At 71.9% G+C, this 24,040-nt stretch carries 21 protein-coding genes and 1 pseudogene; 11 read left to right on the top strand and 11 right to left on the bottom strand.

Annotated features, from left to right (window positions below):
• Positions 1-32: 32 nt before the first annotated feature.
• Together ACIP94_RS10045 and ACIP94_RS10040 are read left to right on the top strand one after the other, a co-directional pair.
• Positions 33-1,253 (top strand): cytochrome P450, encoded by a 1,221-nt coding sequence (locus ACIP94_RS10045; RefSeq protein WP_402422196.1) that lies wholly within the window; start codon positions 33-35, stop codon positions 1,251-1,253.
• A gap of 87 nt (positions 1,254-1,340) precedes the next feature.
• A complete protein-coding gene (locus ACIP94_RS10040) occupies positions 1,341-1,475 on the top strand; it encodes a hypothetical protein (protein ID WP_402422194.1) in 135 nt (44 codons plus the stop codon).
• A 52-nt stretch (positions 1,476-1,527) separates the two neighbouring features.
• Here ACIP94_RS10040 and ACIP94_RS10035 read toward each other — a convergent pair whose 3' ends face one another.
• Both ACIP94_RS10035 and ACIP94_RS10030 read right to left on the bottom strand, forming a co-directional pair.
• Entirely contained in the window at positions 1,528-3,138 is a 1,611-nt protein-coding gene (locus tag ACIP94_RS10035; protein ID WP_402422191.1) for an ABC transporter permease, read from the bottom strand.
• On the bottom strand, positions 3,135-4,100 hold the full coding sequence (locus tag ACIP94_RS10030; protein ID WP_402422189.1) for an ATP-binding cassette domain-containing protein: 966 nt from the start codon (positions 4,098-4,100) through the stop codon (positions 3,135-3,137). Before ACIP94_RS10030 ends, ACIP94_RS10035 begins: the two co-directional genes overlap by 4 nt.
• Positions 4,101-4,202: 102 nt before the next feature.
• On the opposite strand from ACIP94_RS10030, the gene ACIP94_RS10025 reads away from it, so the two are divergent.
• A complete protein-coding gene (locus tag ACIP94_RS10025) occupies positions 4,203-4,700 on the top strand; it encodes a GbsR/MarR family transcriptional regulator (RefSeq protein WP_402422186.1) in 498 nt (165 codons plus the stop codon).
• A gap of 10 nt (positions 4,701-4,710) precedes the next feature.
• Here ACIP94_RS10025 and ACIP94_RS10020 read toward each other — a convergent pair whose 3' ends face one another.
• Positions 4,711-5,607 (bottom strand): diacylglycerol kinase family protein, encoded by an 897-nt coding sequence (locus tag ACIP94_RS10020; protein ID WP_402422183.1) that lies wholly within the window; start codon positions 5,605-5,607, stop codon positions 4,711-4,713.
• Positions 5,608-5,802: 195 nt separating this feature from the next.
• Here ACIP94_RS10020 and ACIP94_RS10015 point away from each other — a divergent pair, with 195 nt between their 5' ends.
• Both ACIP94_RS10015 and ACIP94_RS10010 read left to right on the top strand, forming a co-directional pair.
• Positions 5,803-7,086: an adenylosuccinate synthase gene (locus ACIP94_RS10015; protein WP_402422181.1), complete on the top strand. Its 1,284-nt coding sequence runs from the start codon at positions 5,803-5,805 to the stop codon at positions 7,084-7,086.
• 217 nt (positions 7,087-7,303) lie between these two features.
• Positions 7,304-9,127, top strand: a complete 1,824-nt coding sequence (locus ACIP94_RS10010) for a bifunctional metallophosphatase/5'-nucleotidase (RefSeq protein WP_402422178.1) — start codon at positions 7,304-7,306, stop codon at positions 9,125-9,127.
• On the opposite strand, the gene ACIP94_RS10005 is transcribed toward ACIP94_RS10010, so the two are convergent.
• From ACIP94_RS10005 to ACIP94_RS09995, 3 genes are all read right to left on the bottom strand, one after another.
• Entirely contained in the window at positions 9,124-9,747 is a 624-nt protein-coding gene (locus ACIP94_RS10005) for a TetR/AcrR family transcriptional regulator (RefSeq protein WP_402422175.1), read from the bottom strand. The genes ACIP94_RS10010 and ACIP94_RS10005 overlap by 4 nt on opposite strands.
• A gap of 82 nt (positions 9,748-9,829) precedes the next feature.
• The gene (locus ACIP94_RS10000; protein ID WP_402422172.1) at positions 9,830-10,054 is read right to left on the bottom strand and encodes a DUF397 domain-containing protein; all 225 of its coding nucleotides are present in this window, start codon (positions 10,052-10,054) and stop codon (positions 9,830-9,832) included.
• Positions 10,051-10,815, bottom strand: a complete 765-nt coding sequence (locus tag ACIP94_RS09995) for a DUF5753 domain-containing protein (protein WP_402422169.1) — start codon at positions 10,813-10,815, stop codon at positions 10,051-10,053. The genes ACIP94_RS10000 and ACIP94_RS09995 overlap by 4 nt, the downstream gene beginning before the upstream one ends.
• On the opposite strand from ACIP94_RS09995, the pseudogene ACIP94_RS09990 reads away from it, so the two are divergent.
• A pseudogene (locus ACIP94_RS09990) lies at positions 10,772-11,166 on the top strand (hypothetical protein). The gene ACIP94_RS09995 and the pseudogene ACIP94_RS09990 sit on opposite strands and share 44 nt — an antisense overlap.
• Positions 11,167-11,521: 355 nt before the next feature.
• Here ACIP94_RS09990 and ACIP94_RS09985 read toward each other — a convergent pair.
• The 4 genes from ACIP94_RS09985 to ACIP94_RS09970 all read right to left on the bottom strand — a co-directional run bounded on the left by ACIP94_RS09985 (position 11,522) and on the right by ACIP94_RS09970 (position 16,837).
• Positions 11,522-12,172, bottom strand: a complete 651-nt coding sequence (locus tag ACIP94_RS09985; protein ID WP_402422166.1) for a hypothetical protein — start codon at positions 12,170-12,172, stop codon at positions 11,522-11,524.
• Positions 12,173-12,188: 16 nt separating this feature from the next.
• Positions 12,189-14,657, bottom strand: coding sequence for a dolichyl-phosphate beta-glucosyltransferase (locus tag ACIP94_RS09980; RefSeq protein ID WP_402422163.1), 2,469 nt, complete (start codon positions 14,655-14,657; stop codon positions 12,189-12,191).
• Between the two features lie 32 nt (positions 14,658-14,689).
• Complete coding sequence (locus tag ACIP94_RS09975; RefSeq protein ID WP_402422160.1) at positions 14,690-15,388, bottom strand: GntR family transcriptional regulator; 699 nt, start codon at positions 15,386-15,388, stop codon at positions 14,690-14,692.
• Positions 15,389-15,481: 93 nt separating this feature from the next.
• Positions 15,482-16,837 carry an aspartate aminotransferase family protein gene (locus ACIP94_RS09970; protein WP_402422158.1) on the bottom strand — a complete coding sequence of 452 codons (1,356 nt, stop codon included), beginning with the start codon at positions 16,835-16,837 and terminating at the stop codon, positions 15,482-15,484.
• A 307-nt stretch (positions 16,838-17,144) separates the two neighbouring features.
• Between ACIP94_RS09970 and ACIP94_RS09965 the strand changes: the two genes are divergently transcribed.
• Positions 17,145-19,271, top strand: coding sequence for a protein kinase (locus ACIP94_RS09965; protein ID WP_402422155.1), 2,127 nt, complete (start codon positions 17,145-17,147; stop codon positions 19,269-19,271).
• A gap of 124 nt (positions 19,272-19,395) precedes the next feature.
• Complete coding sequence (locus ACIP94_RS09960; protein ID WP_402422153.1) at positions 19,396-20,946, top strand: PstS family phosphate ABC transporter substrate-binding protein; 1,551 nt, start codon at positions 19,396-19,398, stop codon at positions 20,944-20,946.
• Positions 20,947-20,998: 52 nt separating this feature from the next.
• Here the strand turns inward: ACIP94_RS09960 and ACIP94_RS09955 are convergent, their stop codons facing one another.
• Entirely contained in the window at positions 20,999-21,739 is a 741-nt protein-coding gene (locus ACIP94_RS09955) for an SLATT domain-containing protein (RefSeq protein ID WP_402422150.1), read from the bottom strand.
• Between the two features lie 370 nt (positions 21,740-22,109).
• Here ACIP94_RS09955 and ACIP94_RS09950 point away from each other — a divergent pair, with 370 nt between their 5' ends.
• The 3 genes from ACIP94_RS09950 to ACIP94_RS09940 all read left to right on the top strand — a co-directional run bounded on the left by ACIP94_RS09950 (position 22,110) and on the right by ACIP94_RS09940 (position 23,808).
• The gene (locus ACIP94_RS09950; RefSeq protein WP_402422147.1) at positions 22,110-22,448 is read left to right on the top strand and encodes a YbaB/EbfC family nucleoid-associated protein; all 339 of its coding nucleotides are present in this window, start codon (positions 22,110-22,112) and stop codon (positions 22,446-22,448) included.
• A 108-nt stretch (positions 22,449-22,556) separates the two neighbouring features.
• A complete protein-coding gene (gene recR, locus ACIP94_RS09945; protein ID WP_071367631.1) occupies positions 22,557-23,156 on the top strand; it encodes a recombination mediator RecR in 600 nt (199 codons plus the stop codon).
• Entirely contained in the window at positions 23,149-23,808 is a 660-nt protein-coding gene (locus ACIP94_RS09940) for a DUF5063 domain-containing protein (protein ID WP_402422144.1), read from the top strand. Before recR ends, ACIP94_RS09940 begins: the two co-directional genes overlap by 8 nt.
• Positions 23,809-24,040 lie beyond the last annotated feature (232 nt).

Genomic DNA, 24,040 nt, shown 5'->3' with positions numbered 1-24,040 from the left:
CACGGAGGGCCCGGCCGGGCTAGCGTCCGGGCATGGCAGCCCCATCCGACCTCGCGTTCGACCCGTGGGACCCGGCGTTCCTCGCCGACCCGTACCCCGCCTACGCCGAGCTGCGCGCGCTCGGCCGGGTGCTCCACTACGAGCCCACCGACCAGTGGCTGGTCCCGCACCACCCGGATGTGTCCGCGCTGCTGCGCGACCGGCGCCTGGGCCGGACCTACCAGCACCGCTTCACCCACGAGGAGTTCGGCCGGACGGCGCCGCCGCCCGAGCACGAGCCGTTCCACACCCTCAACGACCACGGCATGCTCGACCTGGAGCCGCCGGACCACACCCGCATCCGGCGGCTGGTGTCGAAGGCGTTCACCCCACGGACGGTGGAGCGCCTGGCACCGTACGTACGGGAGCTGGCCGGCGAGCTGGTGTCCGGGCTGGTGGAGGCGGGCGGCGGCGATCTGCTGAGGGATGTCGCCGAGCCGCTGCCGGTCGCGGTGATCGCCGAGATGCTGGGCATCCCGGGGGCGGACCGCGCGCTGCTGCGGCCCTGGTCGGCGGACATCTGCGGAATGTACGAGCTGAATCCGCCGCAGGAGACGGCGCGCAGGGCGGTGCGGGCGTCGGTCGAGTTCTCCGACTATCTCCGCGGGCTGATCGCGGAGCGCCGGAGGGACCCCGGCGAGGACCTGATCTCGGGTCTGATCGCGGCCCACGACGAGGGGGACCGGCTCACCGAGCAGGAGATGATCTCGACCTGTGTGCTGCTGCTGAACGCGGGGCACGAGGCGACGGTCAACGCGACGGTGAACGGCTGGTGGGCGCTGTTCCGGAATCCGGACCAGCTCGCGGCCCTGCGCGCCGACCACTCGCTCGTCCCGTCGGCGGTGGAGGAGCTGATGCGGTACGACACCCCGCTCCAGCTCTTCGAGCGCTGGGTGCTGGACGAGATCGAGATCGACGGCACGACCGTCCCCCGGGGCGCGGAGATCGCGATGCTGTTCGGCTCGGCGAACCACGACCCGGCGGTGTTCGACGCCCCCGGGAAGCTGGACCTGACCCGCCGGGACAACCCGCACATCTCCTTCAGCGCGGGCATCCACTACTGCATCGGCGCACCGCTCGCCCGTATCGAACTGGCGGCGTCGATGACGGCCCTGCTGGAGAAGGCCCCGACGCTGCGACTGGCCGCGGAGCCGCGGCGGAAGCCGAACTTCGTGATCCGGGGGCTGGAGGGGCTGAGCGTCGAGATCGGCTGATCACCCGTTCGGCCGATCATGTGGTGATCCGGGGCCGTGGTCATCGGCAGCTCGGCAAGCCGGTCCGCGCCTGGGAAGGGGGGCACCATGACGGTTGTGGCAGAGCGCACGGCCCAGATGTCCGTGGAGGAGTTCGAGGAGCTTGCCGCAGTCGTGGCCAAGGAGCTCGACACCGTCAGGTGGGAGTTCATCGACGGACGGTCACGCTCCCCGATCCCGTAGGCATCGACATCGACACCGGGGAACTGAAGGCTTACGCCGACTGACGGCCCCCTCAGCCGCTCACATCCCGCCTCCGCAGCCCCACCAGCCCTCCCGCCACCAGCACCCCCGCGAGCGCCGTCAGTACGAGCACCGGCGGCCAGTGCATCTCCCCGCCCGGCAGCTTCGGCAGATGTCCGAAGGGGGAGAGGTCCAGCACCGTCTGCGGAAGGTCCAGCGCGGGGCCCACCCAGCCGATCAGCAGTGCCGCGCCCGCCACGCCCCACGCCCCGACCGCGCCCCGCGGCAGCACCCCGTAGAGCAGGACCGCGAGCCCCCCGATCACCCACACCGCCGGGAGCTGCACCAGACAGGCGCCCAGGATCGGGCCGCCCTCCCTGCCGTAGCCCGCCGCGAAGCCCAGCCCCGCCAGCAGCATGAGCAGCGCCGCGCCGCCGAAGGCGATCACCAGATGGCCGGCGGCCCACCGCGGCCGTCCCACCGCGTTCGCCAGCACCGCCTCCGCCCGCCCCGAGGTCTCCTCGCCGTTCAGCCGCAGCACCGAGGCGACGATGTACAGGGCCGCGACCAGGCCCATGATCCCCACCATCGCGGCGAGGAACGTGTCCGTCAGCCCGGACTGGCCGCCCATCCGCTCGAAGATCTGGCGTGCCTTGTCGTTGTCGCCGACCAGCTTGGTCGCGCCGTCCGTCATCCCGCCGTAGACGACCCCGGCGAGGAGGAAGCCGATGCTCCAGCCCAGCACACCGCCGCGCTGGAGCCGCCAGGCCAGGGCGGCGGCCGAGCCCAGGCGGGCCGTGGCCGGTCCGGGCCGAACGGTCAGGAAGCCCATGCCCATGTCCCGGCGTCCGGCGAGGGCGTACGCCACCGCGCACTGGACGAGGACCGCCGCGGCGAACAGCAGGAGCACCCACCAGCGTTCGGCGGCGTAGGGCCGCAGGTTCTCCAGCCAGCCGAGCGGCGAGAGCCAGGTCGGCACGGACGAGCCGTCGCCCGCTCCGGCGTCGCCCGCGGCGCGCAGCACAAAGGCCGCGCCCAGCACCGCGCCCGTCAGCCCGCGCGCGAGCCGTGCGCTCTCCGTCAGCTGCGCGACGATCGCCGCCATCGTGGCGAACACCAGCCCCGCTCCGGCGATGCCCAGCCCCAGCGCCAGGGCCCCCGCGGCGCCCTGCCCGGCGAGTCCGACGGTGATCACCAGGGCCAGGACGGCGTTCGCGACCGCCGCCGCGAGCAGCGCCGCCGTCAGCGGGGCGCGCCGCCCCACCATCGCCGACGAGATCAGCTCCTGGCGTCCGCTCTCCTCCTCGTCGCGGGTGTGCCGTACGACGACGAGCAGGCTCATCACCGCGGCGAGCAGTCCGGCGTAGACGCCGATGCGCCAGGCGGTGAGCGCGCCGAGGGACTCGCCGAAGACCGGTCCGACCATCGCGCGCAGCGAGCTGTCGGCGGCCATCTGGTCCGCCAGGACGGCGCGTTCGGCCGCCGTGCCGTACAGGCGCTTCAGGGTGCCCGGCATCGACAGCACCATCAGGGCGTTGGCCGCGATCCAGAGGGGGATCATCACCCGGTCCCGGCGCAGGGAGAACCTCAACAGCACTCCGGCACCCGCCAGTTGACGCGGGCCCCCGGTCCGTGCCGCGAAAGCCGTCGTCACGGCGGTCATCGCTCCCCCAGGCTCTGCGCGGCGTTCGTACGGGCGGGTGCTCCCACCGTCTCGTCGCCGGCGGCCGGTTCCTCCTGGTAATGCCGCAGGAACAGCTCCTCCAGCGTCGGCGGCGTCGAGGTCAGCGACCGCACCCCCGACTCGCTCAGCGAGCGCAGTACCGCGTCCAGCTTGTCCGTGTCGACCTGGAGTCTGACCCGGCGGCCCCGCATATCGAGGTCGTGGACGCCGGGCAGGCGGGCCAGTCCGTTCGGCGGCCCGGCGAGTTCGGCGCTGACGCTGGTACGGGTCAGATGGCGCAGGTCGGCGAGCGAGCCGCTCTCGACCGTCCGGCCCTTGCGGATGATGCTCACCCGGTCGCAGAGCTGCTCCACCTCGCCGAGGATGTGCGAGGACAGCAGGACCGTCCGGCCGCGCTCCCGCTCCTCCTCGACACAGCGCCGGAAGACCTCCTCCATCAGCGGATCGAGACCCGATGTCGGCTCGTCCAGGATCAGCAGATCGACGTCCGAGGCGAACGCGGCGACCAGGGCGACCTTCTGCCGGTTGCCCTTGGAGTACGTCCGCCCCTTCTTGGTCGGGTCCAGTTCGAACCGCTCGATCAGCTCCGCCCGGCGCCCCCGGTTCAGACCCCCGCGCAGCCGGCCGAACAGGTCGATGACCTCGCCGCCGGAGAGGTTGCGCCACAGGGTGACATCCCCGGGGACGTAGGCGATCCGGCGGTGGAGTTCGACGGTGTCCGCCCACGGGTCGCCGCCGAGGACCCGTGCGGCGCCCGAGTCGGCGCGCAGCAGGCCCAGCAGGATCCGGATGGCGGTGGACTTCCCGGCGCCGTTCGGGCCGAGGAAGCCGTGGACCTCACCGGCATCGACGGCCAGGTCGAGGCCGTCCAGCGCCTGGGTCCTGCCGAACGACTTGTGCAGTCCGGACACCTCGATGGCGAGGTCGGAGCTCTTGGTCATGCTTCGGAACCTACGCTTCTTTCAGAAGTTTGTGAAGTTAAGGAAACGTATAAAGCCTCGGTAGACTCGATGGCGGTGCTGAACAGGGGAGATGATCCAGGGATGGCGGAGCCGAAGGCGGTGGAGCGGGACCCGGAGTCGGTCTCGCGGTTCGTGGAGCACTTCGCCGCGCAGCTCGTCGAGGCGGGCGTGCCGCGCATGCCCGCCCGCGTCTTCGGCGCGCTGCTCGCCTCCGACACCGGCACCCTCACCTCCGCGGAGCTGGGGGAGCGGCTGCGGATCAGCCCGGCCGCGGTGTCCGGGGCGGTGCGCTATCTGGCGCAGGTGCATCTGGTGTCGCGGGAGCGGGAGCCGGGCTCGCGCCGCGAGCGGTACCGGGTGCACAGCAACCAGTGGTACGAGGCGCTCACCAGCCGCGAGGCCCTCATCAAGCGCTGGGAGGAGGCCCTGCGCGAGGGGGTCACGAGCCTGGGTGCGGACACCCCGGCGGGCATGCGGCTCGCGGAGACCCTCGCGTTCTTCGAGTTCGTCGAGGGAGAGGTCGAGGCGATGATGGAACGCTGGCGTGTCCACCGGGACAGGACGTTCGGCCGGGGCTGAGCGAATCCGCTCACGATCCCGTGAGCGGATCGCTGCTCCGAGTGGCGTCTGGTCTGCAATCGGAAACCGGCACCGTGAGCACCCAGGCTCCCTCCCACACCGTCCACGTCCTGTGGCGCACCGGACCGCTCACCACCGCGTCCGCCCGGTAGCGGAAGTCCGCCCCCGACACCGTCACCGTCCGCCCCCGCGCCGCGAGCGGCGACGCCTCAGCGCCCACCGACAGGGGCCGCACCTCCACCACGGCCGTCCCGGAGGAGTCCGGGGTCACGGACACGCCCGTCACCGGCTGGTTCAGATCCACCAGCGTCACCCCGTCGACCTCGATCCGCAGCCGGGAGGGCCCGAGAGGGTGCGGGGAGGTGAGCCGGGGCGGGCGGGCCAGAGTCCGTACCAGCGACTGGCGCATGCGCAGCCACGGCCGCGCGGACGCGGCCTCCTCGCCGAGGTGCTCCCCGTTCCGCGGGGACGGCACCGACGGCAGGGAGGGTATCCGCAGCTCCCCGAGCACCACCCCGTCGCTGTCGTCGGCCAGCAGGTCCAGCCGCCGCTCCGCCCCGTCCAGCACCGCCCGGGCAGCCGCCACCGGTCCCGTCGGCACCCCGAGGGTCCGCGCCAGCGACAGCGCGGCCCCGACCGGGACCAGCGCCAGGGCCGTGGTGCCCAGCTCCCGCCGCCGGTGCAGCAGGGTCACCGCCCGCAGCAGCGCCCGGTCGTCGCCCACCACCACCGGCCGCCGCGAGCCCCGGCGATCCAGGGCCCGGGCGAATTCCTCCGGGCCGTCCGGGAGGCACACCTTCGTCGCCGCACGCGCGCTGAGCACGTCTTTCGCGATCCGTACGGCCTCACCGTCGCAGTGACGGGCGACCGGGTCGATGACCACGAGGAGCTGGTCGGAAGTCGCCACCTCGGTCCTGCCTCGCTTCCTCGGGTAGCATCTTTGTGCAAGAGCCCCTTGCGCTATTGCGCCAGGGGCTTCGTCTATTCCGGGGCATCCGGTCCGACGGTTTGCGGCCAACGACGGCCGCGGTGCACACGGCGGTGGACCCTCCGCGTACGCCCCTGACCTTGGACATGCCCCGCCCGGAAGGGGTGTACGCGCGTGCCCGCACTTGTGCTGCTCGGTGCTCAGTGGGGTGACGAGGGCAAGGGGAAGGCCACCGACCTGCTCGGCGGCTCGGTGGATTATGTAGTGCGCTACCAGGGCGGCAACAACGCCGGCCACACGGTGGTCGTGGGCGACCAGAAGTATGCACTGCACCTCCTCCCCTCCGGAATCCTGTCGCCCGGATGTACGCCTGTCATCGGCAACGGCGTCGTCGTCGACCCGTCGGTACTGCTCTCCGAGCTGAGCGGTCTGAACGAGCGTGGCGTCGACACGTCCAAGCTCCTGATCAGCGGCAACGCGCACGTCATCACGCCGTACAACGTCACCGTCGACAAGGTGACGGAGCGCTTCCTCGGCAAGCGCAAGATCGGCACCACCGGCCGGGGCATCGGCCCGACCTACGCCGACAAGATCAATCGCGTCGGCATCCGGGTCCAGGACCTGTACGACGAGTCGATCCTCACCCAGAAGGTGGAGGCGGCCCTCGACGTCAAGAACCAGATCCTCACCAAGCTCTACAACCGGCGCGCGATCGCCGTGGACCAGGTGGTCGAGGAGCTGCTCGGCTACGCCGACAAGATCAGGCCCTACGTCGCCGACACGGTCCTGATCCTCAACCAGGCGCTCGACGACGACAAGGTGGTCCTGTTCGAGGGCGGCCAGGGCACTCTGCTGGACATCGACCACGGCACGTACCCCTTCGTCACCTCGTCGAACCCGACCGCGGGCGGCGCCTGCACGGGCGCCGGCGTCGGCCCGACGAAGATCAGCCGGGTCATCGGCATCCTGAAGGCGTACACGACCCGCGTCGGCTCCGGCCCCTTCCCGACCGAGCTGTTCGACGAGGACGGCGAGGCCCTGCGCCGCATCGGCGGCGAGCGCGGTGTCACCACCGGCCGTGACCGCCGCTGCGGCTGGTTCGACGCGGTGATCGCCCGCTACGCGACCCGGGTCAACGGGCTGACGGACTTCTTCCTCACCAAGCTCGACGTGCTGACCGGCTGGGAGCGGATCCCGGTCTGCGTCGCGTACGAGATCGACGGCAGGCGGGTCGAGGAACTGCCCTACTCCCAGACCGACTTCCACCACGCGAAGCCGGTCTACGAGTACCTCCCGGGCTGGCAGGAGGACATCACGAAGGCCAAGACCTTCGCGGATCTGCCGAAGAACGCCCAGGGTTACGTCAAGGCCCTGGAGGAGATGTCGGGCGCCCCGATCTCGGCGATCGGCGTGGGCCCGGGCCGCGACGAGACGATCGAGATCAACTCGTTCCTGTAATCCCCGGTTGTCCCGGGCTTGTCCTTCCAGCACGCCCCCGGTGAGGCTTCGGCCGCACCGGGGGCGTGGTCGTTTCATGGGGCATCCTTGACCTGCACATGGGGACTTGGGGGTTTCGCGCGCCACCGGGGTGCCGCGACCATCTACGCGTGTAGTCCCGTAAATCCCCGCACAACACGCACAGTTGACCCCCTGACCCCAGTCCCAGGAGCCCCGAATGCCCGTCAGTCCCATGAACCGCCGGGAGTTCATGCAGAAGTCGGCCGTCACCGGTGCGGCCGTCGCCGCCGCGGGTGCCGCCGGCGCCGGCACGGCCCAGGCCGCCGAGGCCGGCCACCGACCTGGAAAGGCCCCCCGCACCTGGTCGTTCTCCATCCTGGGCACCACCGACCTGCACAGCCACGTCTTCGACTGGGACTACTACTCGGACGCCGCCTACAAGGACAAGGCCGGCAACTCCGTCGGTGTCGCGCGCATCGCCACCCTCATCAAGCAGCAGCGGGAGGCGAAGGGCGAGGACCGCGTTCTGCTCGTCGACGCCGGTGACATCATCCAGGGCACCTCCCTGGCGTACTACTACGCGCGCGTCGACCCCATCACCGGCACCGACGGCCACCACGGCCCCCGGCACCCGATGGCCGTGGCCATGAACCACATGCGCTACGACGCCGCCGCGCTCGGCAACCACGAGTTCAACTACGGCATCGACGTGCTGCGCAAGTTCGAGAGCCAGTGCCGCTTCCCGCTGCTCGGCGCCAACGCGCTGGACGCCAAGACCCTGCGGCCCGCCTTCCAGCCGTACACGGTGAAGCGGATCCGTGTCCCGGGCGCCCCCGACATCAAGGTCGGCATCCTCGGTCTGACCAACCCCGGTATCGCCCTGTGGGACAAGGACAACGTCAGTGGGAAGATGGTCTTCCCCGGGCTCGTCGAGCAGGCGAGGAAGTACGTGCCCCGGCTCCGCGCCCTCGGCTGCGACGTCGTCTTCCTGACCGACCACTCCGGCCTCGACGGCTCGTCCTCGTACGGCAATGAGCTGCCCTACGTCGAGAACGCCTCCAATCTCGTCGCCGAGCAGGTCCCCGGCATCGACGCCATCCTCGTCGGCCACACCCATGTCGAGGTCTCCTCCTACACCGTCAAGAACGAGCAGACCGGCGAGGACGTCCTGCTGTCCGAGCCCTACTGCTGGGGCATGCGGCTGACCGTCTTCGACTTCGACCTCGAACTGCACCACGGGCAGTGGCGGGTCACGAGCAAGACGGCCCAGACCCTCAACCCCAACAACGTCGAGGAGGACCCGGAGATCACCCGGCTCCTGAAGGCCGACCACGACCTCGTGGTGAAGTACGTCAACACCCCGGTCGGCACCTGCACCCAGGACCTCTCGGCGGCCGAGTCGTGCTGGAAGGACGTCCCCATCATGGACTTCATCCACCAGGTCCAGATGGCCACGGTCGCCACCGGCCTGTCCACCGCCGACGCCGCCCTCCCGCTCATCTCGGTCGCCGCGCCGTTCAGCCGGACGGCGGACATCCCCGCGGGCAATGTGACGATCAAGGACATCGCCGGGCTCTACATCTACGACAACACGCTGTACGGCAAGAAGCTCACGGGCGCCCAGCTCAAGGACTACCTGGAGTACGCGGCGAAGTACTACCACCAGGTCCCGTCCGGCACGAAGGTCGACACCTCGACCCTCACCAACGCCAACAACTTCTGGGACTACATGTACGACACCGCCGCCGGGGTCGACTACGACATCGACATCGCCCAGCCCGAGGGGTCGAGGATCAGGAACCTCAGCTACAAGGGCGCCCCGGTCGCCGACGACCAGGTCTTCGTCGTCGCCGTCAACAACTACCGCGCCAACGGCGGCAGCGGCTACCCGCACATCGCCGCGGCCGACATCGCCTACAGCTCCACCAACGAGATCCGCCAGCTGATGATCGACTATGTGACGGCGAAGGGCGCCCTGAACCCGGCCGACTTCGCGGTCGCCAACTGGAAGCTGACCCAGGGCGGGACACCGGTGTTCTAGGCCGGATCCGCCGCGCCGTCCGGGCAGCAGGGCGGGAGACCGAGGCAGGAGTGCAGGGCCGAACTCAGCCTCCGGTCGACGGCCTCGCGCTCGGCGGCGGGATCCGGGACGTCCGGCGGTGGTGTGAGCGCGTAGGGCAGGGCGGTGGTGAGGACGGCGAGCGTGACCGTGTCCTGCGTGGCGCCCGTGGGCAGGTGTCCGGTCACGTCCCGGCGCAACCAGTCCCAGGCCGTCCGATGCCAGACGGTCGTCGGACGCAGTACGGCGGCGTGCACCAGATCCGGGGCGGTCAGCGCCAGGGTTCTCACCACCGGGTGCTCTCGCAGCAGACGTGCCGCACGCACCACGACATGGACGGCGAGACATCGTGGCGGCGGCAGCGGGGCGGGGACCTCGCCGGCCACATGCAGCAGACGCCTGAGCTCGGCCAGCGTGGCGTCCCGGATCAGCACCTCGGGACCGGTCCAGTTCCGGTAGAGGTAGGAGCGGTTGCAGCGGGCCACACGGGCGATGTGCGTCACGCCGACCCGCCGGGGGCCGTACTGGGCCAGCGCGTCCAGGGTGGCGCGGTACACCGTGCCCGTCCCGGGCTGCCAGACGGAGGGTGCGGATCGGCTCACGTCGGGCAGCATGGCAGGGGCGGGGGTGGTACCAGACTGGAAAAGTGCGACAGATCTGGAGGAAGTGTTGCAGTTTTTCCGGCTATTGGGTGAGGGGGGCGGCGGGGAGGAGGGCCGCCGACGGTACGGGGGCACTCTCGAGAAATGCGCCCCACGCGCCGTGGGAGACGGTGAGAACCGGTCCGCTGGGGTTCTTGGAGTCGCGGATGTGGATCAGCTCCGGACAGGGGGCGACCTCGACGCAGTTGCCGCCGCCGCTGTCGCTGTAGCTGGACTTGAGCCACCGGAGGGGTTCGGTGCCGGTCATCGGTTTTCTCCTGCCAGCCGCTCGATGAAGCTCAGTGAGTCGTCGGGGCTCAGAGCCTGTGATCGGATCTTCGCATAGCGGTGCCCGAGTTGAGATGCCTCCGGGGGATCGCAGATCAGAATGCCTTGGTCCTCGATCTCCATGTAGACGACGTGCTCGTGATCCTTGGTCTCCACCAGCTTCATGGCACCGCGGTCACCCGCATACGTGCCGCGCAGCCCACGGTCCATCGGAAGCACCTGGACGCAGACGTTGTCCCTCCGGGCGTCCGCGGCGAGGGAGTGCAGTTGTCCGCGCAGCACCTCCCATGATCCGAACGGCCGCCGAAGGACGCCCTCTTCGAGGATCAGCTCGATCATCGGTGCCGGTGTCCGCTCGAAGAGTGCCCGGCGCGCGAGTCGCGCCTCGACCAGTTGGTCACGCTTCTGCTCAGGGACGGGCGGATAGCCGCCCCCGATCAACGCCCGCGCGTACTCCTCTGTCTGGAACAGCCCGTCGACCACCAGCGTCTCGTACGAGCAAATCGTGACCGCCTCGGCTTCCAGTTCGGAGAAGCCCCGGAAGCGTGCCGGGTACTTCTCCAGCAGCATCCAACTGCGCGCCTTCTCGAAGACCCCGAGCCCGCCCCCGATCGCCTCCTCCAGCTTCACCAGCATCTGATCACTCGCCGGCTGCGCACACGTCTCCATCGCGCTGACCGCCGAACCGGTGTAACCGATCTTCTTGCCCAATGACCTGGACTGGATCCCCGCGACCGGCATCCAACCCGCAGGGCGGGCGTCCTGTTCGACGCCGTGCGCGTGGACGGCGACCGTGGTCGCGCCCTCGCCGACCGTCTCGCCCGCATGACCGGCGGGGCGCCGGGCCCGGTGGTCGAGGAGGCCAACGGCCGACGCGCCGTCTACTTCCTCGTCCCGGTCGGCAGCACGTCCCACCGCTCCTGGCCTGACGGGGTCACGCGCCTCACCGCCGGTGCGCACCACGTCTCGTACATCCCGGTCCCGGCTCTCCGCGGCTTCACCTGGCCGCTGAGCTGGCGCTACCGCCCCACGGCCGCCGACGACCGCGTCCACACGCTTCTTCTGCGCACCGCCCTTCACTCCCCGCAGTGAAAAGTGCGACGTTCCGCCTGTGAGCCCGGCCTCCGGCGAGTCGCACACCGCGCTCTCGGGCGCTCCCCCTTCAGGGGAAAAGACCAGGGAACAAAGGGAACAAGAACCGAACCTCCCTCCCCACCCCCGGACGCGGGCGCCGGGCCGACCGAGCGCACCGCTCTCGCCGCCCGGCCGCTCGGCCGCACCCACCCGGGGCTCACCCTCGGCGCGACCGACGCCCTACGGCTCGCGCCGCTGGTGGAGGAGTGGTGGGACGCGGGCGCGACCAGTGCCCAGGTGCGGGCGGCGCCGACGTCGGGCAGAACCGACGGGGGGCCGGGAGGGTACCCGCCCAGGGAACCCTGCCCCGGCCTCAGCTGAAGACGATCATCGAGCCCTGGGCGAGGCTCCGGGTCGCCGCCGCGTGCAGGCCCAGCCAGACGTGCCGTTCCCGGGCGAAGGGGCTCGGGTCGTACGGGGCGGGAAGCGCCGGCTCCTCCAGTGCCGTGGGGGCGAGCGGCGCCTCCGGGGCCAAGGGCGGGTTCGCCGGATCGATGCCGATCGACGGAGCCACGAACTCCAGTTCCCGTAGCAGCGCCTGGGAGGACCCCAACGGGCCGCCACCCGCGAGGAGTTCGGCGTTCGACAGGGGATGCGGGAAGTCCACCGGGACATAGGCGCCCGCATGGTCGTAGTGCCACACCAGATGCGACTGCTGGGCCGTCGACTCGAACATCTCCAGGAGCTGCTCGTAGTCGCCGCCGAGTTCGTCGACCGGGGTCACGGCGAGCCCGCACACCTGGAGCAGATAGGCGCGGCGCAGGAAGTGCAGCGCGTCGTAGTCGAAGCCCGCGACCGGCGCCACCTCACCGGTCAGCCCCGGCATGTACTGGTACACCGGCACCGGCGGCAGGGCGGCCTCGCCCAGCGCCTTGTCGTAGAGGGCGAGTTCCTCGGCGAACGGGTTGTCGGGCGTATGGCACAGTACGTCGACGAGCGGGACCAGCCACAGGTCACAGGCCAACAGTAAGCTCCTCGGGTCATCGGTGTGGTGCAGGAAGCGTAGTGCGCGCGGGGGCCGGGCGCCCGATGTCGTGCAGGTCCCATACCCACACCCCGCCGACCCACTTCCCGGGCCGCCCCACGAGCTGGTCCACGGCCTGGCGCAACCGGTCCTGGTACTGCTGCGGAGCCAGCACCAGAACCCCCGCGTGCCAGTACGCGAAGTCGGCTCGTGCCTGCGCCCTCCAGTTCTTGCCGATCACGGGCGCCACCCCGGTGAAGCTGATGTCGCGCAGCATGCTGGAGGTGTAGCGGGGGGAGGCACCGTAGATGCCGACGCGCTCAGGGCCGTAGGGACCGTTGAAGTAACCGCCGGGCAGCCGGAACCTCAGGCCCGCCGCCGTCTGCCAGTGCAGGGCCTCCGCGTTGCCCGAGTCGGGCAACGGGATCGGCACCAGTGTCTCGCCCTTGCCGACGTACCCCTGCCATGTCCCGTCCACGATGAAGGACGGCACCTGGGCCCGCTCCACCGACTTCAGCGGGGCCGGGAGGATCGGGATGAGCGCCGCGGCGACCGCCGTCAGGCCCAGGAACTGGCGGCCGACGCGCGGGGTGTGCACCAGCCGCTCCACCGCCACGGCCAGCAGCATCCCGAGTGCGGGCGCGCACACCATCGCCACCCGGCCCTCGATGACCGACTCGAACAGGGGCTTGTCCGCGAGCAGCGCCCAGGGTCCCGGGACCGTCATGTTCGTGAGCGGGATCTGGAACCGCGGGCCCAGGGAGAGAAGTGCGGCGGCCCCCGCCGTGAAGGCCAGCGCCTTGACCAGCGCGCGCTCCCACAGCCGTACGACGATCGCGAACGCCAGCAGCGCCAGCGGCCAGCCGTAGAAGGCGTTCTGCTCGGTGGGGTTCGGGGAGAGCGCGTCCGCCGTCGCCTTGTCGCCCGCGACCAGTGAGCGCTCGGCGAAGGACAGCAGGGCCCGGGGGCTGTTGCCCATGTGGTCGGTGTGCAGCACCCGTGTGTAGCTCTGCGGGCCGAGGAACTGCCAGTACAGCGGCAGCGCGACCAGCGGGAGGCACACCGCGGCGGCGATCGCCAGGCCCTTCGCCAGCGGCCGTACGGCCGCCCTCGCCACCCGGGGGCGTACGGCCGCATACGCGCCCGCGAACAGCACCATGCCGAGGGACGCCAGCAGCAGCGGCTCCTCGCCCAGGAGGATCTGATACACCGCCATCAGCCCGAGGACCACCCCGTCCCGCACCACCCGCGTGCCCGTGCTCAGCCGCAGCGCCCGCTCGATGATCAGCGGGATCATGAACAGCACGACGAAGTTCGGATGCGCGTTGGCGTGGCTGACCATCGGCGGAGCGAAGGCGGCGAGCGCCGCGCCGGTGAAGGCCGCGCCCCGGTGCCGTACGACGCGCCGGACGATCAGCGTGTACCAGGCCGTGGCGGTGGCGGCCAGCCCGAGCGTCATCACCAGGGCGAGGGAGATCGCGGGGCCGAGGGCGAGGGTGACCGGTGCGAAGGGGACGGTCAGACCCAGCATGACCGTGTTGGCCATGAGGTTCACCCCGTCGGGGAACCCCTGGAGAGTGGTGAAGAAGGGGTCGCGTAGATGGGCCACGTTGTCGGCCGTCACCGCGAAGAACCACTCCCACTGGTTCTGGTCCTGCAACGAGTCCGGGAGGTAGCGGTGGTTCGGGTCCGCCCAGCGGCCCGCGTACAGGCCCACCGCCATCAGCAGGAACACGGCGGCCGCGAGGAGGTCGGCGGGGCGGACCGAGCGGAGCTTGAGCGCGGTCAGCTCGGCGAGGACACGGAGGTAGTCCAGCGGGCGGACCTTGGAGCCCGGCTGGTGCGCCCAGCGCACGGGCACCTCGGTGACGGGCCAGCCCGAGCGCCGGAAGTGCTGGAGTATCTCCACGTCGATGCCCCAGCCGGTGAGCCGGGACGCGCCGAACGCCTCGCGGGCCCGGTCGCCGTCGAAGAGCTTGAAGCCGCACTGGGTGTCGCGGACGCCGGGGACGGCGATCCGGCGTATCAGCAGGTTCCCGGCTCGTCCGAGCAGCTCGCGGGCGGGGCTCTGGTGCCGCTCGATGGTCGCGCCCGGCGCCGAGCGGGAGCCGACCGCCGCCGAGTGGCCCTCGGCCAGTGCCTTGTCGAGCACCTCCAGCTGCTCGATCGGGGCGGCCAGATCGGCGTCCGTGACGAGGACCCGGCGGCCCGACGAGGCGAGCACCCCGAGGCGCAGGGCGTGGCCCTTGCCGCCGTTGCGGGGGCTGGTGACGAGCCGGACGCGCCGGTCGTGGGCCGAGGCGGCGGCGACGACGTCCCGGGTGCCGTCGGTGGACCCGTCGTCGACGACGAGGACCTCCCACGCGCCGAAGCGGTTCTCGTTGTCGCCCAGGAACCCGGCGATCGCGTCGAGGGTGGGACCGAGCCGCCCCTCCTCGTTGTAGGCGGGGACGACGACGGACAGATCGATGGAGATGGCCGGCATGTTCTCTATGACGTCCGCGGCCCCCGGCCGGCTCATCCGGCGGCCAGCCGCTCGACCAGGGCGAGGGAGTGCGCGTTGTACGCGGCGACCACCGCATGCGCCGCGGCCGGGTCGCGGTGGGCGAGCGCGTCGACGACCTCGGTGTACCCGGACCAGAGGTGGCCGTCGAGCCGGGTGACCCTGCGCAGGTGCTGGACCGCGCACACCCACGACTGCACCCGCAGCCGGTGCAGGAAGTCGGCGAGGTAGGGGTTGCTGTACAGGGCGGCCAGCTCCCGCCAGAAGCGCAGGTCGTAGCCGATGAGGATGTTCAGCTCCCCGGCGGCGGCGGCGCGCTGGGCCTCCTCGCCGCGGCGGCGCACCGCGGCCAGGGCGGCGGTCAGAGCGGGGCCCTCCAGCGCGGCCTTGCCGTCGTTGTCGACGAGGCGCCGGAAGAGCCCGTCCGTGACGAGGCCGCGGGCCTCGATCATGCCGCGGTAGTCGGCGAGGGAGTAGGCGTGGACCTCGAAGCCGCGGTGCTGCACGGCGTCCAGGAGACCCTGGGCGGACAGATCCACCAGGGCCTCGCGGACCGGGGTCGCGGAGACGCCGTACTGGTCGGCGATCTCCTTCACCGTGAACTCCTGCCCCGGCTGGAGCCGGCCCGCCAGCACCTCGTCGCGGAGCGCGTCCGCGATCTGCTGCCGCAGGGTGCTGCGGGTCACGGCGCCGTTGCCGGTGCTGCCGGGCATGGTCCGGTATCTCCCTCGTCACGTACGGGTGGCGTGCTCGTACAGGCCTACGAGCTCGCCACCTTACGCGTTCGGGAACCGGGGAATCCCTGCCTACTCGGTGTACTCGTCCGCCACGGAGAGCGCCGCGTCCAGCGCCGCGAGCCCCTCCTTCAGCTCCGCCTCCGTCACGTTGCATGGCGGCACCACATGCGTACGGTTCATGTTCACGAACGGCCACACGCCGTTCGCCTTCGCGGCGGCGGCGAACGCGGCCATCGGCGCGGCCGCCTCCCCGGCCGCGTTGTAGGGCACGAGCGGCTCCCGGGTCTCCTTGTTCCTGACCAGGTCCAGGGCCCAGAACATGCCGACCCCGCGCACCTCGCCGACGCTCGGGTGGCGCTCGGCCAGCCGGCGCAGACCCGGCTCCACGACGGACGCGCCCAGCTCCGCCGCGTTGTCGACGATGCCCTCCTCGGCCATCACGTTGATCGTCGCGACGGCCGCCGCGCACGCCAGCGGATGCCCCGAGTACGTCAGCCCGCCCGGGTAGGCCCGCTTGCCGAAGGTCTCCGCGATCCGCCCGGAGATGGCGACGCCGCCGAGCGGCACATACCCGGAGTTCACGCCCTTGGCGAAGGTCATCAGATCCGGGACGACGTCGAACAGGTCCGCCGCGAACCACCGGCCGGTGCGCCCGAAACCGGCCATCACCTCGTCGAGGATGAAGACGATCCCGTACGTGTCGCACAGCTCACGGACGCCCGCGAGATAGCCGGGCGGCGGGACCATGATCCCGGCGGTGCCGGGGATGGTCTCCAGGATGATCGCGGCGATCGTCCCCGGCCCCTCGAAGGCGATGGTCGTCTCCAGGTGCTCCAGCGCCCGCTCGCACTCCTGCTGCTCGGTCTGCGCGTAGAAGCGGGAGCGGTACGGGAACGGCGCCCAGAAGTGCACCACGCCCGCGGCCCCGCTGTCGGAGGCCCAGCGGCGCGGGTCACCGGTGAGGTTGATCGCCTGCTGGGTGCCGCCGTGGTACGAGCGGTAGGCGGACAGCACCTTGGGGCGGCCGGTGTGGATCCGTGCCATGCGCACGGCGTGCTCCACCGCGTCGGCGCCGCCGTTGGTGAAGAAGATCTTGTCGAGGTCGCCGGGGGTGCGCTCGGCGATCAGCCGGGCGGCCTCCGAGCGCGCCTCGACGGCGAAGGCGGGCGCGAACGTGGCCAGGGAGGCGGCCTGCTCCTGGATCGCGGCGACGACCTTCGGGTGCTGGTAGCCGATGTTGGTGAAGACGAGTCCGCTCGTGAGATCGAGATAGCGGTTGCCTTCGAAGTCCCAGAAGTACGACCCCTCCGCACCGGCGACGGCGAGCGGGTCGATGAGCTCCTGCGCTGACCAGGAGTGGAAGACATGCGCACGGTCCGCGGCCTTGACGGCGGCGCCGGCCTGGGGGTCGGTCTGAGGCGTCATGCGCCCGAGCGTAGAAGTCCGGCACACGGACGCGACACCGGCGTCCTGTCTGTGGACGGGCCCGGAACGCGACAGTCTGTCGACAGGATGGCCCCGGCGACCGTGGCAGGACGGCGCCCGGCGCCGGCGTTCCGCGGCCCGTCGGCCTTCTCGGCGGGGCGGGGGCGCGGCGAAGTGCGAGGAAGCCGCCCGTCCCGGCCTGTGACGGAACCGGGGCACCGCCGTGGCGGGCTCCTGGCGGCGCGGCGATGTTCTCTGGTTATTCTCAGGCTGTCTGTCGCGCACGCAGGGGGTAGGTGAGGCGGCGATGGAGATGCCGGGGGGCGGGGATCCGCTGGGGATCCCCTCGGGCTTGCGGCTCCGGGGCAGCGCCGGGGCCTACCGGCTGCTCGCCCGGCTCGGGGCCGGCGGCATGGGGAACGTGTATCTGGCCCGCTCCGACCGGGGACGTACCGTCGCCGTGAAGCTCGTCCGGCGTGAGCTGGCGGAGCAGGAGGAGTTCAGGGCGCGCTTCCGGCAGGAGGTGCAGGCCGCGCGGCGGGTCGGCGGGTACTGGACCGCGCCCGTCCTGGACGCGGACACCGAGGCCGACATCCCCTGGGTCGCCACCGGCTATGTCGCGGGCCCCACACTTCAGAGCATCGTCTCCCGCGACCACGGCGCCATGCCGGAGCGGTCCGTGCGCGTGCTGGCCGCCGGGCTCGCCCACGCCTTGCGGGACATCCACGCCGCCGGGCTCATCCACCGCGACCTCAAGCCCTCCAACGTGCTGGTGACCATCGACGGGCCCCGGGTCATCGACTTCGGCATCGCCCGCGCCCTGGAGACCCTCAGCGGCGCGGGGCTCACCCGTACCGGTGCGCTGGTCGGGTCGCCCGGGTTCATGGCGCCCGAGCAGGTGCGCGGCGACCGCGTCACGCCCGCGTGCGACGTCTTCTGCCTGGGGTCCGTCCTCGCCTACGCCGCCACGGGAGCCCTTCCCTTCGGCAGCGGGGGCAGCGGGGTGCACGCCCTGATGTTCCGTATCGCCCAGGAGGAACCGGACCTGTCGGGCGTGCCCGAGAGCCTCGGCGATCTCGTCCGCGACTGTCTGCGCAAGGACCCGGCGGCCCGGCCCACCCCGGCGGACATCCTGGAACGGGCCGGCGCCGAGGACACGGTCTCCGGCGGCCGCAGCCGGGACCCCTGGCTGCCCGCCGCCCTGGTCGCCCAACTGGGCCGTCATGCCGTGCGGTTGCTGGACGCGGAGGACCCGGAGGTGACCGCGACGAGGGCGGCGCCGGAGGGTGGCGCTGGGCACGCGCCGGGATCGGCGCTCTCGGGGGGCGGTACGGGCCCTTCGGGCGCCGTGGACGCCGGGCGCGCGGATGCCGCGGACCCCGCGGGCGCCCCCGGCGGGGGGCGTGGCGGGGCCCCCGCCGGGGGCGCCGCAGGCCCCGTGGGGCCTGCCACGGATTCCGCCCGATCCGCCGCCGGCCCGGGTGCCGGGACCGCCCCGGTGCCCGGCGCGGAGGACCAGCGGGTTCCGGGATCTCCGGTCGCCCCCCGGGTCCCGGTGGACCTCACCAAGCGGCCCCCGGCGGTTCCCGCGGCGCACACGGTTCCCGAGGTGGCGCCCGAGCACGCGGCCGCCTCCGAACTGCCCTGCGGTGCCGCTCCGCCGCCGCCCGCCTCCCCCGGCGGCCCGCCCGCCCAGGCCGCTTCCGCCGGGCCGCCCCCGCCGCCCGCCGCGTACGGCTGTCCCCAGCAGCACCCCCAGCCCGGGTACGGCCACGGCGGCTTCGGCCCCGCCCTCGGGCCGACCCGGCCGTACGGCCCGTACTCCTACGGCGGCCCCGGCTCGCAGGAGCCGCGGCGCAGAAGCGGGCGCTCCACCGCCGCGCTGCTGGTCGCCGCCCTGGTGGTCGCGCTCGGCGCGGGCGGCTCGGTGTACGCGCTGATGCGCGGCGACGCCACGGCGACGAGCGGCGGACGCGGCCACGCGCACCGCTCCGCGGCGCCCGCCACCCCCACTCCGGACACCCCCGCGGGCTCCGCCCCGGCCATCGCGAGTCCCACCGCGCCCTCGTCCGCCGCCGGCGCCGTGCCCGACGCCTTCCTCGGCACCTGGAATGCCGCCATCGACAACGCGAGCGGCCACAACACCCGCCGGCTGGTCATCGAGCGGGGCGGGGTGGGCGACACGGTGCTCTCGCTGACCGCGGACGGCCCGCTCGGCGGCGGCGCCTACCACTGTGTCTTCCGGGCCGGCCTGGCCCGATCGCCCGGCGCGGACGGCCCCTTGGACATCGGCCCCTCCACGGTCGAGACGGGCCGTCCCGCGTCGGCCTGTACCCCGGGCGCCGCGACGGAGCTGACGCTTCTGCCGGACGGCCGCCTGCGCCGGGTGAACACAAGCGGCGGCGAGTCCCTCACCTACACCAGGCAGAACTGAACACCCTTCACCGACAGGCAAGTTGAACGTCACGCGAACTTAGACGGCCATCCCCTGCCCGCCGCCGCCGACGGCCCGTACCGTGACCCCACGATCGGCTCCGGGGAGTTGTGGGGGACCCGCGGTGCAGTGGTTGAGTCCAGAGAACGTCGTGGCCGTGGGCACCGCGGTCCTCGGCATCGTCGCGTCCGTCGCCATGGTCTGGTACGAACGCCGGGTGCCGCGCCGCAAGCGCATCGGCTACCGCGTCCAGATGGACAACCCGATCGGTGACGACGTCCGCTCGGGCCGCGCCAACAGACGTCTGGGCCTCTTCGACGAGACCCCGGGCATGGTGGACGCGACACTCGTCCTGCTGCGCATCGAGAACGACGGCTCGCAGGGCATCGACGGCGGCGACTACACCGGCCCCGAACGCCACGGCCTGACCGCGGTGTTCACCGATCGCACCATCGCCGGTGTGTCGGTCACCCAGCCGACCGACACCGACCATCTGATGGACCACTTCACCGCGGAGCGCGGCTTCGGCTACGAGGGCAACCGGCTGCGCATCCCGCGCGTCCCGCTCAACCGGGGCGAGCACTTCAAGCTGCTGGTGCTGCTGTCCGGCGGCGACGTGGGCCGCGAGATACGGCTCATAGGCGGCATCCGCGACGGCGAGGTGCACCCCAACCGCAGCGCCACCCCGGACGACCAGCCGCCCCTGTTCAGCCGGGCCGCCCGGCTGATCAGCATCACGCTCACGCTCAGCGTCCTCACGCTCGCCGGCATCGTCATCGCCCGCGACGACCACCCGCTCCCCCTCGGCTGCGCCCACGGCTCCCTGACGGTCACCGGCTCGACGGCCTTCGCGCCCGTGGTGCGGGATCTGGCGAAGCAGTACGAGAAGAGGTGCGAGGGCTCCGACATCACGGTGGACGCGCACGGCAGCGAGGCGGGGGTCGGGGACCTCGTCTCGCTGGGCTCCCAGTCGAAAGGCGCCCCGGCCATGATCGCGTTCTCCGACGGTCCCACCCCCAGGGCCGGCGGGGTCTTCGATCTCGACGGGACACGGGTCGCCGTGTCCGCCTTCACCCTGGTCGTCAACGAGGGCGTCGACCTGCCGCACGGGCTCTCCCTGGCGGACGTACGCCGCATCTACCGCGGCCAGGTCACCCGCTGGAAGCAGCTCGATCCCGACCTGCCCGACCTGCCCGTGGTGCTCGTCAGCCGCAACGCCGACTCCGGCACCCGGCAGATCTTCCAGCGGCGGGTGCTCGGCACCTGGGAGCGGGCCCCCAGCACCTCACTGGACTGCGTCCACCAGGACGACCGCTCCGCGCCCGTCATGCGCTGTGAACTCGACTCCACACAGAAGGTGCTGGACACGGTGGCCAGGATCCCCGGCGCCGTCGGCTACAGCGAACTCAACCTCGCCCGCCACAAGGGCCTGCGACGGGTGTCCCTGGACGGAGCCGCCGCCTCCATCGAGGACATCGAGTACCGCAGGAACAACTACCCCTACCGTGGCGTCGAGTACGCCTACACCTACCGGCGCCCGCCCGTCGGCTCCCTCGCCGCCCAATTCCTCGCCTACGTCAGCCAGAGCACCGGCGAGAACGAGATCCGGACGCACGGTCATCTGCCGTGCTCCGCGCCGGCGGTGCTGCCGCTCTGCGCGGACGACGACGGCTGAGCGACGACGGCTGAGCGCGGACGGCGACCGCCGGGACGACGAGCCGGCCGCCTCACCGGGGGTCCGGCGGCCGTTGCCTCGGCATGTTGGGCCGGGCTCCCGTGGGCGGGGTGAACCTTCCCGGCGCCACTCCTTCGGGCCGGGGCGCGGCCGCCCCCACCGACTGGAGCACCAGCGGCGCGGACCCCCTGCGGAACTCCACCATCCAGTCCGCGGTCTCCGCCCGCATCAGTTCCGTCACGTCCTCGCTGAACCGCCGCAACACCGAAAGGCACCGCTCCGCCGCCTCGCCCGCGCTCCCCTCCGCCGGCCCGAGAACCTCCCGCACGCTCTCGGTCGCCCAGTCGAACTGAAGCGTCTGCAAGCGCCGTTGCAGGGCCTGGGCGGTCGCCACGTCCCGCATCCACCCGGAGGTCACCCCGAAGAAGCGGTCCCCGGCGACGCACGCCATCCCCAGCAGCAGCGACAGATACGCCCAGGGCACGGCGCCCTCCGCGACCCCGGTCAGATCGAGCAGGGGCAGCGCGGCCCCGCACACGACCCCGACCGCCGTGCCCGCGCGCAGCGCCCGCGCGACCCGGCGCTTCCACACCCGGTTCGCGAGGTACCAGGCCGCCGTCTCCAGCGCCCGCCGCTCCACCCACCGGTACAGCTCGTCCAGCCGCTCCGCGGGCTCCCCCCAGTCGCCGTGCGGAAAGGGCCGCCCTCCGAGGTCGCCCGGCCGAAGCCCTGCCGCGCCGTCGCCCCGCCCGTCCTGGAGGGGACCCTCGGGCTGCATCTCCGGCTGACTCACCCGGCACTCCCTACGTACGGCTCCGACGTTCCGCGATGGTCACTTCGCGGTGTGCGCCCGCCGCCCACGCGGCACACGTTCCGCGACGTGCTCGTGACGCGTGGTGCTGAAGCGCCGGACCCTTCCTACCGTCCCCCGGACGACGAGGACCCGGGTTTCGGGGCTTTTCCGCCCGGAAGTGGGCCGTGGCCGGGGGAGGCCGCCCCGCAATGCCACCCGAAAGAGTGCCGCCGCGTGCGCTGCCTGGGTCCGGACGGACTACCGGAGCGGTCGTCCCGGTGACCACGTAGGCTCGTGCCAGGCGGCACATCCCGCCCTGACAGCGGTACGCGACCTGCCGGCCGTACCCGAACGAGACCAGGAGCTGATCGTGATTCCCGGTGGTGGCCAGCCCAACATGCAGCAGCTGCTCCAGCAGGCTCAGAAGATGCAGCAGGATCTCGCGCGGGCCCAGGAGGAGCTGGCCCGGATGGAGGTCGACGGTCAGGCGGGCGGCGGCCTGGTGAAGGCCACCGTCACCGGTGCCGGCGAGCTGCGTTCCCTGGTGATCGACCCGAAGGCGGTGGACCCCGAGGACACGGAGACACTCGCCGATCTGGTCGTCGCGGCCGTCCAGGCGGCCAACGAGAACGCGCAGGCGCTCCAGCAGCAGAAGCTCGGCCCGCTGGCGCAGGGACTGGGCGGCGGCATCCCCGGCCTGCCGTTCTGAGTCCACCGGCCCATCCCTTCTTCGCAAGGCGAGGGCCAACTACCGTACGTACCAAGAAACCGAGCCCGGCTACGGTACGTACCGTAGCTCTTCAGGAAAGGCAGTCCGTTGTACGAAGGCGTGGTTCAGGACCTCATCGACGAGCTGGGACGGCTGCCCGGCGTCGGTCCCAAGAGCGCCCAGCGGATCGCCTTCCACATCCTGCAGGCGGAGCCGGCGGACGTCCGCCGGCTCGCCCAGGCGCTGCTCGAGGTGAAGGCGAAGGTCCGCTTCTGCGCGACCTGCGGCAACGTGGCGCAGGAGGAACTGTGCGGCATCTGCCGTGACGCGCGCCGCGACCCGTCGGTGATCTGCGTGGTGGAGGAGCCGAAGGACGTCGTCGCGATCGAGCGCACCCGCGAGTTCCGCGGCCGCTACCACGTCCTGGGCGGCGCGATCAGTCCCATCGAGGGCGTCGGCCCGGACGACCTGCGCATCAGGGAGCTGCTCGCCCGGCTGGCCGACGGCACGGTCACCGAGCTGATCCTGGCCACGGACCCCAACCTGGAGGGCGAGGCCACGGCCACCTATCTCGCCCGCATGATCAAACCCATGGGCCTCAAGGTCACCCGCCTGGCCAGCGGCCTCCCGGTGGGTGGCGACCTGGAATACGCGGACGAGGTCACCCTCGGCCGCGCCTTCGAGGGGAGACGACTCCTAGATGTCTGACGCCACGCTGCACTCCACGACGCAGGACCCGGACGACTTCGCCGTTCAGATCGCGGATCAGGTCGAGAGCTTCCTGGTCGCCGTCACGGAGGTCGCCAAGGGCGACGAGCCGGACTCGGCCGTCCCCTTCCTCCTGCTGGAGGTCTCCCAGCTGCTGCTCGCGGGCGGCCGTCTGGGCGCGCACGAGGACATCGTGCCCGAGGAGCGCTACGAGCCGGACACGGGCCCGGACGCGGACGTGGACGGGCTGCGCGAGCGTTTCGCCGCCATGCTGGACCCGATCGACGTCTACTCGGAGGTCTTCGACCCGTACGAGCCGCGCAGGGCCCCGGTCCCGGCCCGGATCTCCGACGATCTGGCGGACATCATCACGGATCTGCGCCACGGCATGGCCCACTACCGTGCGGGCCGCACCACGGAGGCGCTGTGGTGGTGGCAGTTCTCGTACTTCTCCAACTGGGGCGCGACCGCCTCCGCGACCCTGCGAGCCCTGCAGTCCGTGGTCGCGCATGTGCGGCTGAACCAGCCCCTCGCGGAGCTCGACGGCCTCGACACCGACCAGGACCTCGGCGACGAGATCCTCGCGGAGGAGGCGGGCCGGGTCATGGCCCGGGAGATCGCGCGACCGCTCGGACTGCGGCCGGTGCAGTGACTCGGACCGCGGCCGGTGCGGTAGGCCGCGGGCGGCCCCTGTGACACGCGGCACGTTTTCGAGTACGGCGTGCGCGGCGGGGGCAGGTGCCGTGCGGAGCGGCCCGGTTTCCCTGTGGAGGGCGGCGGTGAAAACCGTCGTCCGCCCGTCCTGGATCCGGAGAAAAACGGGATGGTCCCGACCCGAGCGGGACATCTCACCATGCGGTATCCCGGAAGGGAAATTCGGCCGC

The organism is Streptomyces sp. NPDC093261, from assembly GCF_044753645.1.
Classification (GTDB): Bacteria; Actinomycetota; Actinomycetes; order Streptomycetales; family Streptomycetaceae; genus Streptomyces.
This window is presented reverse-complemented; position numbering and strand designations above follow the sequence as displayed.

What these genes read in the sequence shown, in the direction of transcription:
- ACIP94_RS10045 (WP_402422196.1), top strand. Translation starts at nt 33, where the DNA reads ATGGCAGCCCCATCCGACCTCGCGTTCGACCCGTGGGACCCGGCGTTC.
- ACIP94_RS10040 (WP_402422194.1), top strand. Translation starts at nt 1,341, where the DNA reads ATGACGGTTGTGGCAGAGCGCACGGCCCAGATGTCCGTGGAGGAGTTC.
- ACIP94_RS10035 (WP_402422191.1), bottom strand. Translation starts at nt 3,138, where the DNA reads ATGACCGCCGTGACGACGGCTTTCGCGGCACGGACCGGGGGCCCGCGT.
- ACIP94_RS10030 (WP_402422189.1), bottom strand. Translation starts at nt 4,100, where the DNA reads ATGACCAAGAGCTCCGACCTCGCCATCGAGGTGTCCGGACTGCACAAG.
- ACIP94_RS10025 (WP_402422186.1), top strand. Translation starts at nt 4,203, where the DNA reads ATGGCGGAGCCGAAGGCGGTGGAGCGGGACCCGGAGTCGGTCTCGCGG.
- ACIP94_RS10010 (WP_402422178.1), top strand. Translation starts at nt 7,304, where the DNA reads ATGCCCGTCAGTCCCATGAACCGCCGGGAGTTCATGCAGAAGTCGGCC.
- ACIP94_RS10000 (WP_402422172.1), bottom strand. Translation starts at nt 10,054, where the DNA reads ATGACCGGCACCGAACCCCTCCGGTGGCTCAAGTCCAGCTACAGCGAC.
- ACIP94_RS09995 (WP_402422169.1), bottom strand. Translation starts at nt 10,815, where the DNA reads ATGCCGGTCGCGGGGATCCAGTCCAGGTCATTGGGCAAGAAGATCGGT.
- ACIP94_RS09980 (WP_402422163.1), bottom strand. Translation starts at nt 14,657, where the DNA reads ATGCCGGCCATCTCCATCGATCTGTCCGTCGTCGTCCCCGCCTACAAC.
- ACIP94_RS09975 (WP_402422160.1), bottom strand. Translation starts at nt 15,388, where the DNA reads ATGCCCGGCAGCACCGGCAACGGCGCCGTGACCCGCAGCACCCTGCGG.
- ACIP94_RS09970 (WP_402422158.1), bottom strand. Translation starts at nt 16,837, where the DNA reads ATGACGCCTCAGACCGACCCCCAGGCCGGCGCCGCCGTCAAGGCCGCG.
- ACIP94_RS09965 (WP_402422155.1), top strand. Translation starts at nt 17,145, where the DNA reads ATGGAGATGCCGGGGGGCGGGGATCCGCTGGGGATCCCCTCGGGCTTG.
- ACIP94_RS09940 (WP_402422144.1), top strand. Translation starts at nt 23,149, where the DNA reads ATGTCTGACGCCACGCTGCACTCCACGACGCAGGACCCGGACGACTTC.